A 13,639-nucleotide genomic window follows, 5' to 3' on the forward strand; every position below is an offset into this window, starting at 1 on the left:
AATGCTGATCGGGATTCCGGCGCTGCTTGGTCCAGAGCTTCTGGCGATGTTGCGCGCCATGGGCCATGGTGACGAGATTGCCCTGGTCGACGGGAACTATCCGGCACAGGAGCAGGCAAGGCGCCTCATCAGGGCCGACGGCCATGCCCTCATGCCCGTACTCGACGCGATACTGACGCTGCTTCCGGTCGACGACGTCGTGCCGGAGGCGCTGTTTCGCGCCTCGGTGAAAGGCGATCCGTCGCTTGCCGACCCCGTCCATAGTGAAATGGAGGCGATCTGCGCCAAACGCGCGCCTGGCCGCAAGGTGGTTGCACTGGCCGGCGCCGACTTCTATGCACGGGTCAAATCGGCGCATGCCATCGTCGCGACAAGCGAGCCGCGGCTTTACGCCAATATCATCATCCGCAAGGGCGTGATCTATCCGCCGGAGACCGAGAAGCCATGATCCTCTGCTGCGGCGAAGCCCTGATCGACATGCTGCCGCGCACCACTACGGAGAATGAGCCGGCTTTTGCCCCCTATGTCGGCGGCGCTGTCTTCAACACAGCGATCGCGCTCGGCCGCTTGGGCGCGCCGGCCGGCTTTTTCTCGGGCCTGTCGTCGGACCTGTTCGGCGGTCAGTTCAGGGACGCGTTGGGGGCGAGCAAGGTCAGTTCCACCTACGCGCACACCTCGCCCCGACCGACGACCCTAGCCTTCGTGCGGCTGAACAATGGCCAGGCGACCTACACCTTCTATGACGAGAACACGGCCGGGCGCATGCTGACCATCGAAGACCTGCCGCAACTCGGCAGCGAGATCGAGGCGATGCTGTTCGGCGCCATCAGCCTGATCTCGGAGCCGGCTGGGTCGGCCTATGAGGAATTCATGCAGCGCGAGCATGAGACCCGCGTGATGATGCTCGATCCCAACATCCGGCCGAACTTCATTCCCGACAAGGCCAAGCACCTCAGGCGCATCCGGGAAATGATGGCGATGGCCGACATCGTCAAACTGTCGGACGAAGACCTCCACTGGTTCGGCGAAGCCGGCTCGCACGAGGATGTCGTGCGCAATTGGCTCGACCGCGGCCCGAAGCTGATCGTCGTCACGCATGGCAGCGAGGGTGCCGTTGGCTACAGCAAACAGCATCGTGTCACCGTCATGCCGGAGACAGTGAAGGTGGTGGACACCGTCGGCGCCGGAGACACGTTCAACGCCGGCATCCTTGCCTCCCTGCATGAGCAAGGCCTGTTGACGAAGGCGGCGATTTCCAGCCTGTCCGAAGACGCCATCCGCAAAGCATTGGCGCTCGGCGCCAAGGCGGCGGCAGTGACGGTGTCACGAGCCGGCGCCAATCCCCCCTGGCGGCACGAGATCAGCTGATCGGCTCTCCAGCGCGATCACTTTATGTTTCCAGGCGCCGGAAAACCTCGATAAGAATGGGCTGAATTGTACCGCCAAGCCCGGATTCCCGGCTTTGTGGGACAATATACCGGCAAAACGTGGTAACGGGCTGCGACACTTGCACCAAGTCCCCGATCCGCAGCCGGCTTTTTCAGCCGCGCCAAGTCTGGTACCAGCGGGCCGGTTATTGGCAGGTATATTGAGGCCGACATGCAATTCATCGATCTTGGCGCGCAGCGCGAACGAATCCGCGATCGGCTGAAAGCCGCGATCGACCACGTGGTCGAGGATGGCCGCTACATCCTTGGCCCGCAGGTCGCCGAATTCGAGAAGAAGCTCGCCGCCTATGTCGGCGTCAAGCATGTGATTGCCTGCGCCAACGGCACCGACGCACTGCTTTTGCCGCTGTTCGCCGCCGGCATCGGCCCGGGTGACGCGGTGTTCGTGCCGAGCTTCACCTTCGCCGCCACGGCGGAAGTGGTGGCGCTGGCAAAGGCCGAGCCGGTTTTCGTCGATGTCGATCCGACAACCTACAACATCGACATCGCCAGCCTCGAGGCGGCGATCGCGGCCATCAAGAAGGAAGGTCGACTGAAGCCGAAGGCGATCATCCCTGTCGACCTGTTCGGTCTTGCCGCCGACTATGAGGCGCTCATGACTATTGCCAATCGCGAAGGCTTATTGGTGATCGAGGACGCCGCCCAGTCCATTGGCGGTTCGCTCGAAGGCAGGATGTGCGGCGCGTTCGGCCATGTCGGCTCGACCAGCTTCTATCCGGCCAAGCCGCTTGGCTGCTATGGCGACGGCGGCGCGATGTTCACCAATGATGACGCAATGGCCGACGCGCTCAGATCCTTCGCCTTCCACGGCAAGGGCGAGACGCAGTACGACAACATCCGCGTCGGCATCAATTCACGGCTCGACACGCTGCAGGCGGCGATCCTGCTTGAGAAGCTCGCCATCCTCGAGGAAGAAATGGTGGCGCGGCAGGCGGTGGCCCAACGCTACGCTGAAGGCCTCGGTGACATCGTCACCGCAGCCCGCAACCTGGATGGCAGCCGCTCGGCCTGGGCGCAATACGCGATCGAAACGCCGAAACGCGACGGGCTTAAGGCGCATTTGAGCGAAAAGGGCATTCCGTCCGTCATCTACTACGTCAAGCCGCTGCATGAGCAGATCGCCTATCGCGACTACCCGCGCACGCCGACCGGTCTTGCCGTTTCGGAGAACCTGCCGAAACGTATCCTGTGCCTGCCGATGCACCCCTATCTTAGCGAGGCAGACCAGGACCGGATCATCGAAACGATCCGCAATTATATCGGCTCGAACTCGGCGCAGGCCGCGGCCGAATAGGCGTCGGGCACGGATACCCGACCGACACCTCCTTGGCATAGGGCGACGACGGCGCAGGCCGTGCGCTTCGCCCGTTATTTTGAGAAGGCCGCCGCGTGTCTTGTGGTCCCGTCTTCCATTCCCGATCGGGTCATGGAACGGCACTGCACTATGCAGATCCCCGCCGCGAAGACCAAAGTGCCCAGCACCCATGACAACCAGATCCGATGGTCGACCGAGAGTTCGACGACAGCTATGATCAGGTAGCAGCTGGCTATGAAATGGCAGGGGCCGCTCAAACCGCCGATCATTCTTATGATCGCCGCCAGGAGCACCCCATACACGATGATGCCCAGCGCTCCCAGTTCGTACCACAAATCGAATACGATATTATGTGCGCTTGGGAGATCCGCCTGCGCATAATATGTCGGACTCACGACAACCCCGGCCGCGTTTCTCATCGTATTGGCGCCATGGCCGAGGATCGGCTGGTCCGCGATGCGGGGCGAAATCATCTGCCATAGATCAAGCCGCGCTGCGAAGGTTCCTGGATAGAAAGCCAGCCATCCCGTTGTTTTGAGGTAGGCGAACAGCGGCGCGACGACGAAGGGGGCAATCAGGGCAAGAGACAAATAGATGGCGAAAAATCCAACCAAAACGTGCTGGCGGTATTTCGCGGGCATGACAAACATCACCGCCACGAGGACAATCGCCAGATTGACGCCGGTCGATCGGCCGTAGAGCAATGTCAGAACGGCAAAGAGAGCCGCAAGCCCTTTCCAGACCAGCCTCGGCTGGGCAAGAAATATGACGGCAAAAAAAGCTCCGTACACCGTGATCTTATGGAGGGTGAAAACGTTCTCCACAAAGCGTGGATCTTCGGTCAGAAACGCAAAATACAGTTCCCAGCCCATCACCGATACGACGCCGATCAACATGCCGGCCAATGACACCCGCGCGAGCCGCTCGCGCTGAGCGCTCGCAAGCGCGAGGATGCCCTGAAACAGCAGGATAGCGGCGATCGAGTAGCCAAACACGTCCCTCGCCGCCATGAGAGAGCGGCTCGCATCGACCGACCACAGGGCGCTCGCAAGGACAAAGCCTGACAAGAGAGCGAGAGCAATTGCAAGGCCTATCGTGCCTCTGGCAAAACGCGCACGCTTCGTCAAAAGGGCGAGAGCGCCCATGAGTGCCCCGACAAGCGTTAAGACCGTTGGGGACATTTCGACGAAGGCGAAAAGGGCGGGAGAGAGGGCGTAGAGGCCCAGCAACATCCTGAAGACTATTTCATCACGATTGCTGGTCCATGCGGGAAAGCCGCCCAAAATGACGGCATGGCATTTCTGAAACAAGGACATTCACTTACCGACTCAGGGGACGTCGACAAAGGATAGGCCATCGACGAGGGCTTTTCACCTACGTCCGATACGTCCCTGGATTGCAGCCTCGCCGCTGGCGATGAAATGCGGATTGGCGAAGTCCGCGTCATCGGCCTGGTTGCGCTTGCCATAGGTTAAGGGCTTGCCGTCCAGCGTCCGCGTCGTGCCGCCGGCGGCACGCAGCACCGCGTCACCCGCAGCGGTGTCCCATTCCATGGTGCGACCGAAGCGCGGATAAACATCCGCCTCGGCATTGGCGAGGAGGCAGAATTTCAGTGACGAACCGACCGAGACGATCTCGGCGGCACCAAGGTCGCGAATATAGGCTTCGGTTTCCGGCGTGTTGTGCGAGCGGCTGGCAACCACGGCCAGCGGCGTCGCGGCCGTTCTCACCGAAATCGGCCGGCGGGAAACGATGTGGTAGTCGCCATCGACTTCGAGGGCTTCCGCCCTGCCCGGTCGCCCGGAAAAAAACCGGCCGCTGCAGGGTGCGAAGACAACGCCGACTTCCGGCACACCATGGCGGACAAGCGCGATATTGACGGTGAAGTCGGTGCGCCGGTTGACGAATTCCTTGGTGCCATCAAGCGGATCAATGAGGAAGAAGGTCTCGCCAAGTTCGCCCGGCATGATGCCGGCCGCCGCTTCCTCCTCGGCCACGCACGGAATATCGGGGAATGCGGCGCGCAGGCCTGCAAGAATGATCTTCTCGCTCTCGCGGTCCGCCTCGGTGACCGGCGAGGCGTCCGACTTGCGGTCGACCGCGCAGCCGGCGTGGAATACGCGCATCACCTCGCGCCCGGCGGCTAGCGCCAGCCGCTCGAAGATTTCAAGCATCGACGTGTCGTCAGATGCCGCCGCCATTGTCATATTGGTCTTCGGCAATGTCACGCTCGTTCAGCCAGTGTTCCAGGGCATCTACCATCTCTTCAGCCGATCTGCCGAGCGTCTTCAGATGGATCTCTGGTTTCTCCGGTGCTTCGTAAGGCGAATCGACACCGGTGAAATTCTTGATCTCGCCATTCAGCGCGCGGGCATAGAGGCCCTTCGGATCACGCCTGGCGCATTCCTCGAAAGGCGTATCGACAAACACCTCGATGAACTCGCCATCGGCCATCAATTCCCTGGCCATCCGCCGCTCGGCGCTGAACGGGGAAATGAAGGAGACAATGACGATCAGCCCGGCGTCGGCCATCAGCTTGGCCACTTCGGCGACGCGGCGAATGTTCTCGACGCGATCGGCATCGGTGAATCCAAGGTCGCGGTTGAGACCGTGGCGGACATTGTCGCCATCGAGAATGTAGGTATGACGCCCAGTGGCGAAAAGCTTCTTCTCGAACAGGTTGGCGATGGTCGACTTGCCGGAGCCCGAAAGCCCCGTGAACCAGAACACGGCGGGCCGCTGGTTCTTCATGTCGGCACGCACGCGCTTGCCGACATCGAGCGATTGCCAATGGATGTTTTCGGCGCGGCGCAGCGAGTGTACGATCATGCCTGCGCCAACCGTGGCGTTGCTGATGCGATCGATCAGGATAAAGGCGCCAGTGGTACGGTTCTCGCCAAACGGATCGAAGGCGATCGGCGCCCGGGTCGAAATGTTGCAGATACCGACTTCATTCATCTCAAGCGACTTGGCCGCCTCATGCGCAAAGTCGTTGACATTGATGCGGTACTTCAAGTCGGTGACGGTGGCGCTGGTCTGGTCGGTCTCGGTGCGCAGGATATAGGAACGGCCCGGCAGCAGGGCGTGCTCGTCGAACCAGACGATGTTGGCGGCGAACTGGTCGGCGACCTGCGGCCGTGCGGACGGCGAAACCAGCATGTTGCCCCTGGAAACCTCGACCTCGTCGTCGAGAACGAGCGTGATGGCCTGGCCGGCCACCGCCTGTTTGAGATCGCCGCCATAGGCGACGATGCGTTTGACATGCGAGGACTTGCCCGATTTGGCGACCACGACCTCGTCGCCTTGCGCAACAATGCCGGACGCGATGGTGCCGGCAAAACCGCGAAAATCGAGATTGGGACGATTGACGTACTGAACCGGAAAGCGGAACGGCAGCTCGGCCGTGGCTGCGTCGACGGAGACGGTTTCGAGATGCTCGATCAATGTCGGGCCGGAATACCAATGCGTGTTTTCGGAGCGGCCGCTGACATTGTCGCCGTAGCGGGCCGACATCGGGATCGGCGCGATGGTCTGGAAGCCGAGATCGCGTGAGAACTGCCGGTAGTCCTCGACGATCCTGTTGAAGACCGCCTGGTCAAAACCGACGAGATCTATCTTGTTGACCGCTAGCACGATGTGGCGGATGCCGAGCAGCGAGGCGATGATCGAATGGCGCCGCGTCTGGCGCAGCACCCCCTGCCGGGCATCGATCAGCACGATCGCCAGGTCGGCGGTCGAAGCGCCTGTCGCCATGTTGCGGGTATATTGCTCGTGGCCGGGCGTGTCGGCGACGATGAACTTGCGCTTCGGCGTGGCAAAGAAGCGGTAGGCGACGTCGATGGTAATGCCTTGCTCGCGCTCCGCCTCGAGGCCGTCGACCAACAGCGCGAAGTCGACGTCGTCGCCCGTCGTGCCGTGCTTGCGCGAATCGCGTTCGAGCGCGGCGAGCTGGTCCTCGAAAATCTGCTTGGTGTCGGAGAGCAGGCGTCCGATCAACGTCGACTTGCCATCATCCACCGAACCGCAGGTCAGGAAGCGCAGCAGCGACTTCTTCTCCTGCGCGGCCAGATAATCGCGGACGCCGTCCGTTGGAGCGAGGCTCTTTGCCCTGATGTGGCGCATGGTCAGAAGTACCCCTCGCGCTTCTTCTTTTCCATCGAACCGGCTTCATCGCGGTCGATCAACCGACCCTGCCGTTCGGAGGTGCGTGCCGTCAGCATCTCGCCAACGATGGCTTCAAGTGTGTCGGCGTCGGATTCGATGGCGCCGGTCAGCGGATAGCAGCCGAGCGTACGGAATCGCACCAACCTGTCCTCCACGACCTCGCCGGGCAGTAGCTTCATGCGATCATCATCCTTGAGGATCAGCATGCCATCGCGTTCGACAACCGGCCGCCGCTTGGCGAAATAGAGCGGCACGATCGGGATGTTTTCCTGCAGAATGTACTGCCAGATGTCGAGCTCGGTCCAGTTCGACAGCGGGAAGACGCGGATCGATTCACCCTGCGCGATACGTGTGTTGAAGATCTTCCACATTTCGGGCCGCTGGTTCTTCGGATCCCACACATGCTGGGCGTTGCGGAAAGAGAAGATGCGCTCCTTGGCGCGCGACTTTTCCTCGTCGCGACGGGCGCCGCCAAAGGCAGCGTCGAAGCCGTATTTGTCGAGCGCCTGGCGCAGCGCCACGGTTTTCATCACATGAGTGTGGGTGTTCGAGCCGTGATCGAACGGATTGATGTTGTCGCGCACGCCATCTTCGTTGACATGAACCAGAAGATCGAAACCCAGCTTCTTCGCCATCTGATCGCGAAATGCGATCATCTCGCGAAATTTCCAGGTGGTGTCGACGTGAAGAAACGGGAATGGCGGCTTGGCCGGATAGAACGCCTTCATCGCCAGATGCATCAGCACCGACGAATCCTTGCCGACGGAATAGAGCATGACCGGCTTGGTGAAGGCTGCCGCGACCTCGCGGAATATGTGAATGGACTCGGCTTCAAGCCGCTGCAGATGCGTAAGCGCTGGTATCATGAACCGTGAGCGTTCTCTCATGCCTTGCAACAGAAGATCCTGCGTCAAATCATCGAGCCTTTTGCGCCCGTTTCAAAGCTTCGCTTCTGGACAAGTGTTTCGTGCGGGCGTTCTAGCAGATCGTCGCGGCCCAGAACAATGCAAGACGAGCCCGACAGCCATTCGTTCGGGAATGAATTTTCCACGATTGCGCCAAAACCCGGAAATTTCTGCTTGGAGAGCTTCCAGCCGGGAAAAGGCTGGAAAAATATTGCCTGCGAGATCGCTGGGGATGCTGCAGGGTCAACCGGTGCCGACCGGGGGTTTCAGCGGCAATCGATCACGGCGTACTATCGAAACAGCGGCCCAGCCGCTATACGCTTAGAAAGGGCAAGATGCATTATCAATGGGCAATTTCGAGGTGAGCATGTTGGGTTTCACCGAACACGATGTGCCGCATAAATTTTCTCGAGAATAGCGGGTCCGAAAATTGAACCGGCTTTCATTCATAAGACAGCAAATCACGCCTTCGCGTATCAATGTCTACTTCTCCATTCTCTGCTTCTTTTCTCCCCCGGTCCTGGGATCGGCGGTCAGCTTCGTGTTCAATGGCGGCGGACTATGGTCCGTCCTGTTAATCGTCTTGAAGAGAAGGCACTTCAATGTCGACCGGGCGATGATGGCGCTAACGATCGCGATCTACGCCTATTGCGCAAGCAATGTCCTGGCGTCCATCGTCAACCACGCGATCGTCAAGGACGCACGGCATCTTGTCCCGCTGATCACCTTTCTGTTTTTTCCCATTTCCTATTCGACCTGGAGCACTACGCAAAAAACAACGCTCGTCCGCATCATTGTGCTGGCCAGCATGGCGGCTTGTTTCGGAGCGCTGCTGCTGGCGGTTTATCAGCAATATCGACTTGGCATGCGCGCCGAGGGCGGGGCGGGGAATGCGATCGTTTTTGCTGAGGTCCTCTGTCTTGCAGTGGTGATCTGCGTGGCCGCTGCCCTATCGGGTATAGAGAAATACAGGATCGCCCTCGCCTGCGCCGCACTCGGCGGAACGATCGCCATCATCTACTCCGGTACGCGCATCGTCTGGCTGGCACTGCTGATTGCCGGTGTCGCCGTTCTGTTGATCAACCAGCAGAAGCTAAGAGGGAGAGATGCCGTTCGCGTGCTTTTGCTGCTGGCCGCGATTGCGGTCGCTATCGCGTTTTTCGGGTTCCAGACGATAGCGGGGCGCGTCGCATTTCTGCACTCCGACTGGGATGCGCTGGCGGCCCATGGTGACCACACGACTGCTTTGGGACTACGTGTCGCGCTTTGGGATATCGGCCTGAAGGCATTTCATGAGATGCCATTGTTTGGACATGGGGTGGGTGCCACCCGGCTCTTGATCAAGCAGGGCTTTCAGGATCAGTTCGGGATGGATGCAGGTTTCAGTCATTTCCACAACGGCTTCCTGACCGCCTTGGTGCAAGCGGGAATCCTGGGTGCGGTGACGCTGGCGGCGATCTTTGTGGCTGCCGTCAGAAATGCAGCCCTGGTCCTTCGCGACAGCACCGATCCGATCGAACGGTTCGGCGCCACCATGATCGTCGCCGTCGTGATCACCTATCTGACTGCCGGCATGACGGGCATTCTGATCGGCCATGACATTCTGGACTCGGTCTTTATGGTCTTCCTGGTGTCGGGAACATATCTTGCCTGCGGGCGCCAGGCCGCGTTGGTGGAAAGGCAGGCCCCTCCACCAAGGGTGGGAGCCCAGGCGATGTCACCACCGAAAAGCCAAGCCGTTCCACTGGTGACGGAAGCCATTCCATCAGACCTGGCGCCTCCGCCAGCCGCCCGATAGCCGGTCCGGGCAAGACAATGAAGGTCCTGGTTACGGGCGCGACGGGTTTCATCGGCCGCCAAGTGGTCCATCGGCTTCGTGAGGCCGGCGTCGAACTTCGCCTTGCCTCCCGCCAGCCGAATAGACTTGATGCCGGGCCCGACGCGATGCTGATGCCTGGGTACGATGCACCTGCCGAGGCTTTCCTGGCGCTGACCAGGGATGTTACGGATGTCGTCCATTGCGCGGGTCTGAACAATGATCAGGGCAATGCCACCGAAGCCGATTTTCGGGCAGCCAATGCGCAATTGAGCGCACGCCTGGCGCATGCCGCCGCCACGCAGGCAAGCGGACGGTTCATTCATCTTTCCTCGATCCGGGCCGTGATCGGCGCGCGTGCCAGCGCAACGATCGACGAAAACACGATCCCCGATCCACAAGACGCCTACGGGCGCTCGAAACGCGAAGCAGAAATTGCCGTGTTGGGCGCCTATGCCTCGAATGGCCGTGCCGACGCGGCCATATTGCGGCTGCCTCCAGTCTACGGGATCGGCATGAAAGGAAACCTGGCGACGCTGATGCGGCTCGCCGATACGGCTCTGCCGATGCCAACGGGCGCATTGACGGCGAACCGTTCGCTGCTGTCATCGCAATCCGCGGCACGGGCGGTGTGGCATCTGCTTTGCCATTCCGAGCCACTTCGTCCGATCTATCTCGCCAGCGACGAGCCGCCGGTGTCCGTCGCTGCCGTCATCGGTGCCTTTCGCCGCGGCTTGCGGAGGCCGACGCGCCTGATGACCGTGCCAGATGGACCAATGCGGACGGTCGCCACACTGCTTGGCAAGCGGATGTTCTGGGACAGCCTGACGGCGACGCAGATATGCGACCCTTCGCTGCTTGCCTCGGAAGGCTGGGCGCCGGAAACCAACACGCTGGAGCGTCTGACCGAGATCGCGCGGCTCCGAAACCCCCGACGTCCTGTTTGATTCCGGCCCAAAGACCGGTTTCCGCTTCTGGAGCGGGGCTGCTCAGCCGCGATAAAGTGTTCCAAACAGGATCCGAAGGTCGAGCCAGAACGACGCGCTCCTGAGATAGGTGGCATCGGTTTCGGCCAGAAGTTGCGGGCTCGACATGTCGATGCCCCTGATCTGGGCCAAGCCTGTCATCCCGGGCAAAGCCTGCAAAACGCCCAGCCGCCTTCGGCATTCGATCAGTTCCGTCTGGGTCGGCAGGCAAGGACGCGGCCCGACCAGGCTCATTTCGCCGCGCAGGACATTCCAGAGCTGCGGCAACTCGTCGAGCTTGAATTTCCGCAAGCCCCTTCCAACCGATGTCACGGCGCTCACCGGGGTTTCATGCGAGGGCAAGGACGGCGTTCCCTGGTACATCGTCCGCAACTTGTGGCAGCGAAAAAGCACACCTTCGCGGCCAATCCGCGTTTGTGAAAAAATCACCGGACCGGGCGAGGATACCCGGACGGCGACAATGGCCAGCAATAGAATGGGAGAGGTTGCCACCAGCAGCACAGCCGCACCGGCGAGATCGAAGATTTTCTTGGCTGTCTTCATGTGGCCAATAGGGCTCCCTGCCAGGGCTCTACGCGATAACCGCCAGCGATGCCCGTCAATCCGGCCGGCGTAGCACGAGGTCGCCTTCCCAACCAAGCGCGCCGCGCGGTTCGCGATTTCAGATACGGCCCAGGACAAAGGCGAGATAGAGCCCAAGGGTGCCGGCAAAAGTCTGTCGATAGACGCCGCTTTTGCGCAGGGCGCCCAGGCGTTGGAAAAGGGAACCTCGCCGACCGTTCGCGAACAGGTCGAGGCACGCCACCGCATCCTTCGTAAGGAGATCGCGATTGACGGCAAGGCCGGCAAGATTGAGATCGGTCCAGTCCGCGAACTGGCCCTTGAACAGGCGACCCAGCCGCGAGATCCGCGCCTGCCACGATGCATTGGCGCCGACCAGATCAAGCACTCAAGATTGTTTTCTGCACAGCCTAAGTCGCCTGCCCAGCCGTTTTCGGGATCACCTCTTGAGGCGTGGCCCCCCTCGCCTTCTTGGCGCGGTCAAGACCGGCAAGCGCGGCAAGCGAAGCTGCCTTGTTCTGGCTCTTCATCTCCTGCTGAAGCGCCGCAAGTGCTGTCTGGACATCCGACCACTGCGCGACATCGGTGCTCAGGCCGAAGATCTTGGCAATGCTGAGTTCCACCAGTTCCTCGTCCTCGCCGTGCAGGGTCTCGTGGAGCTTTTCGCCCGGGCGGATGCCTGTGAAGCGGATTGGAATGTCCGTATAGGGGCTTTTTCCCGCCATGCGGATCATCGTTTCGGCCACTTCGACGATCGGCACGGGCTTGCCCATGTCGAGCATGTAGACGGCGTAATCCTGGCCGGCCGGCCGCGAGGCGGCATCGGCCGCCGACATGATGACGAGATCGACGGCTTCGGCGACGGTCATGAAATAGCGCGTCATGCGCCGGTCGGTTATGGTGACCGGCCCGCCGGCCTCGATCTGCGCCTGGAATATGGTCGCCACCGAGCCATTGCTGCCGAAGACGTTGCCGAAGCGCACGGCGATGAACTTGGTGGAGGCGCGACGCCCGCCCGGTTCGCCGGCCGGCGTGCCGTGCAGGGCGCTGACGATCTGTTCGGCGGCCCGCTTGGTCATGCCGAGCACGGAGGTCGGATCGACGGCCTTGTCGCTCGAGACCATTACGAATTGCGCCACGCCGCATTTGGCCGCGACCTCGGCGCAGACAAGCGTGCCGAAGACGTTGGTCTGGATGGCCGATTCCCAATTCTCCTCCAGCAGCGGAACATGCTTCAACGCCGCTGCATGGAAGATGATGTCAGGTTTGAATTCCGTGACCACGCGCGTCATCTGGCGCCGGTCCGCGACATCGACGATGCGGACCTTGAGGCGATCATGATGCTTCTCGTCGATATACTGGCTCAACTGGAAGATGCCGAATTCGGAATTGTCGGCGACCAGCACGGCCTCGGCTCCAAGCTCCAGCGACCGCTTGACCAGCATCCGCCCGATGGAGCCGGCGCCTCCCGTGACCAGGACGCGCTTGCCGCCGACGAAGGCGCCGATGCGCTCGATGTCGGATGGCACAGTCGGGCGGCGCAGGATCGTTTCCATCTCGACGGCATCGAGAACGAGCTTTCCCTCCTGGCCCAGTTGCGAAAGGCCTGCGAACTGCACGACCGCTATGTCGGCGTGACGCGCGACACGGACCAGCTCCGAGTATTCCTCGATCTCATGCTCGGCGCCGCTGCCGAAGATCAGCAGATCGAGGCTTTTGGTGCCGCTCGCATAGTCCTCCAGGACATCGATTAGGCGCGGCCGGGTCGCCACCACCGGGACCCCTTGAATGCGCGTGCCGAGCGGCGCGCCATGCTCGGTGGCCATGATGCCGGCTATGGTATGATCGGGGGGTTGCGCCGTGCGCGTGAAACGAATGATCAGGTCGGCCTCGCCGAGCCGCCCGACGAACAGGGCCTGCTTGGTGCGCGCCGTGTCGGCTTTGCCGCTGAGGACACCCCAGCTCGCGCCGTCACGCAGGAAGCGGTAGAACAGCCGGGGCGCCGAGATGACGGTGAAGGAGACGAGCAGGAAGACGATGAACTGGCGCTCGTTGAGCCCCGCGACAGGCTGAAAGGAACGCACGAACAGCGAAACGGCGTAGAGGACGAATGTCAGTATCGCGCAGCTCTTCAGGATGTTGAAGAAATCAGGCGTCGAAGCGAAGCGCCAGACCGTGGTGTAGAGGCCGCAATATCTGAACAGCAGATGGCTGATGACCACGATGCCGGCCCAGGTGACAAGGCCCTCCGTGGAGAGCGCCCCAAAGGAAAGATCCGACCGCGACAGGACGAGGCTGAGCGCCACGGCGACCAGGACCATGACCACGTCCTGGACCATGATGAAGGCGCGCCGCATCTGAGGCCTGAGCCCGAACACAGCTTCTATATAGGATACCATTGGGCAGTACTGAACTCCGGACGTGAGAACTTCAACACCAATGCC

12 protein-coding genes are annotated in these 13,639 nt (G+C 61.2%); 5 read left to right on the top strand and 7 right to left on the bottom strand.

From position 1 onward, the window contains the following. Position 1 precedes the first annotated feature (1 nt). The 3 genes from LB516_RS06290 (at position 2) to LB516_RS06300 (ending at position 2,742) form a co-directional block, all read left to right on the top strand. The gene (locus tag LB516_RS06290) at positions 2–448 is read left to right on the top strand and encodes an RbsD/FucU family protein (RefSeq protein ID WP_224719145.1); all 447 of its coding nucleotides are present in this window, start codon (positions 2–4) and stop codon (positions 446–448) included. Then, entirely contained in the window at positions 445–1,368 is a 924-nt protein-coding gene (locus LB516_RS06295; RefSeq protein WP_224719146.1) for a carbohydrate kinase family protein, read from the top strand. Before LB516_RS06290 ends, LB516_RS06295 begins: the two co-directional genes overlap by 4 nt. A gap of 231 nt (positions 1,369–1,599) precedes the next feature. Next, positions 1,600–2,742 carry a DegT/DnrJ/EryC1/StrS family aminotransferase gene (locus tag LB516_RS06300; RefSeq protein WP_140618639.1) on the top strand — a complete coding sequence of 381 codons (1,143 nt, stop codon included), beginning with the start codon at positions 1,600–1,602 and terminating at the stop codon, positions 2,740–2,742. Between the two features lie 74 nt (positions 2,743–2,816). Here the strand turns inward: LB516_RS06300 and LB516_RS06305 are convergent, their stop codons facing one another. The 4 genes from LB516_RS06305 to cysD are packed head-to-tail and all read right to left on the bottom strand — an operon-like array spanning position 2,817 to position 7,793. After that, positions 2,817–4,079, bottom strand: coding sequence for an O-antigen ligase family protein (locus tag LB516_RS06305; protein ID WP_224719147.1), 1,263 nt, complete (start codon positions 4,077–4,079; stop codon positions 2,817–2,819). A gap of 54 nt (positions 4,080–4,133) precedes the next feature. Next, positions 4,134–4,937, bottom strand: a complete 804-nt coding sequence (cysQ, locus tag LB516_RS06310) for a 3'(2'),5'-bisphosphate nucleotidase CysQ (protein ID WP_041163886.1) — start codon at positions 4,935–4,937, stop codon at positions 4,134–4,136. Between the two features lie 10 nt (positions 4,938–4,947). Beyond that, entirely contained in the window at positions 4,948–6,885 is a 1,938-nt protein-coding gene (cysN, locus tag LB516_RS06315) for a sulfate adenylyltransferase subunit CysN (protein WP_224719148.1), read from the bottom strand. Positions 6,886–6,887: 2 nt separating this feature from the next. After that, positions 6,888–7,793 carry a sulfate adenylyltransferase subunit CysD gene (gene cysD / locus LB516_RS06320; protein WP_015318702.1) on the bottom strand — a complete coding sequence of 302 codons (906 nt, stop codon included), beginning with the start codon at positions 7,791–7,793 and terminating at the stop codon, positions 6,888–6,890. Between the two features lie 469 nt (positions 7,794–8,262). Here cysD and LB516_RS06325 point away from each other — a divergent pair, with 469 nt between their 5' ends. Further along, entirely contained in the window at positions 8,263–9,630 is a 1,368-nt protein-coding gene (locus LB516_RS06325; protein WP_140878446.1) for an O-antigen ligase family protein, read from the top strand. 17 nt (positions 9,631–9,647) lie between these two features. Continuing rightward, positions 9,648–10,595 carry an NAD-dependent epimerase/dehydratase family protein gene (locus LB516_RS06330; RefSeq protein WP_224622150.1) on the top strand — a complete coding sequence of 316 codons (948 nt, stop codon included), beginning with the start codon at positions 9,648–9,650 and terminating at the stop codon, positions 10,593–10,595. Positions 10,596–10,637: 42 nt separating this feature from the next. Here LB516_RS06330 and LB516_RS06335 read toward each other — a convergent pair whose 3' ends face one another. The 3 genes from LB516_RS06335 to LB516_RS06345 form a co-directional block, all read right to left on the bottom strand. Continuing rightward, a complete protein-coding gene (locus LB516_RS06335) occupies positions 10,638–11,177 on the bottom strand; it encodes a sugar transferase (RefSeq protein ID WP_224719189.1) in 540 nt (179 codons plus the stop codon). A gap of 118 nt (positions 11,178–11,295) precedes the next feature. Further along, complete coding sequence (locus LB516_RS06340) at positions 11,296–11,583, bottom strand: hypothetical protein (protein ID WP_023771497.1); 288 nt, start codon at positions 11,581–11,583, stop codon at positions 11,296–11,298. Between the two features lie 22 nt (positions 11,584–11,605). Continuing rightward, complete coding sequence (locus LB516_RS06345; RefSeq protein WP_041163495.1) at positions 11,606–13,594, bottom strand: UDP-N-acetylglucosamine 4,6-dehydratase; 1,989 nt, start codon at positions 13,592–13,594, stop codon at positions 11,606–11,608. Positions 13,595–13,639 lie beyond the last annotated feature (45 nt).

This window comes from Mesorhizobium sp. CO1-1-7 (genome assembly GCF_020164885.1).
Classification (GTDB): domain Bacteria; phylum Pseudomonadota; class Alphaproteobacteria; order Rhizobiales; family Rhizobiaceae; genus Mesorhizobium; species Mesorhizobium australicum.

Coding starts and splice junctions, on each gene's coding strand:
- LB516_RS06290 (WP_224719145.1), top strand. CDS start 2: ATGCTGATCGGGATTCCGGCGCTGCTTGGTCCAGAGCTTCTGGCGATG.
- LB516_RS06295 (WP_224719146.1), top strand. CDS start 445: ATGATCCTCTGCTGCGGCGAAGCCCTGATCGACATGCTGCCGCGCACC.
- LB516_RS06300 (WP_140618639.1), top strand. CDS start 1,600: ATGCAATTCATCGATCTTGGCGCGCAGCGCGAACGAATCCGCGATCGG.
- LB516_RS06305 (WP_224719147.1), bottom strand. CDS start 4,079: ATGTCCTTGTTTCAGAAATGCCATGCCGTCATTTTGGGCGGCTTTCCC.
- cysQ (WP_041163886.1), bottom strand. CDS start 4,937: ATGCTTGAAATCTTCGAGCGGCTGGCGCTAGCCGCCGGGCGCGAGGTG.
- cysN (WP_224719148.1), bottom strand. CDS start 6,885: ATGCGCCACATCAGGGCAAAGAGCCTCGCTCCAACGGACGGCGTCCGC.
- cysD (WP_015318702.1), bottom strand. CDS start 7,793: ATGATACCAGCGCTTACGCATCTGCAGCGGCTTGAAGCCGAGTCCATT.
- LB516_RS06330 (WP_224622150.1), top strand. CDS start 9,648: ATGAAGGTCCTGGTTACGGGCGCGACGGGTTTCATCGGCCGCCAAGTG.
- LB516_RS06335 (WP_224719189.1), bottom strand. CDS start 11,177: ATGAAGACAGCCAAGAAAATCTTCGATCTCGCCGGTGCGGCTGTGCTG.
- LB516_RS06345 (WP_041163495.1), bottom strand. CDS start 13,594: ATGGTATCCTATATAGAAGCTGTGTTCGGGCTCAGGCCTCAGATGCGG.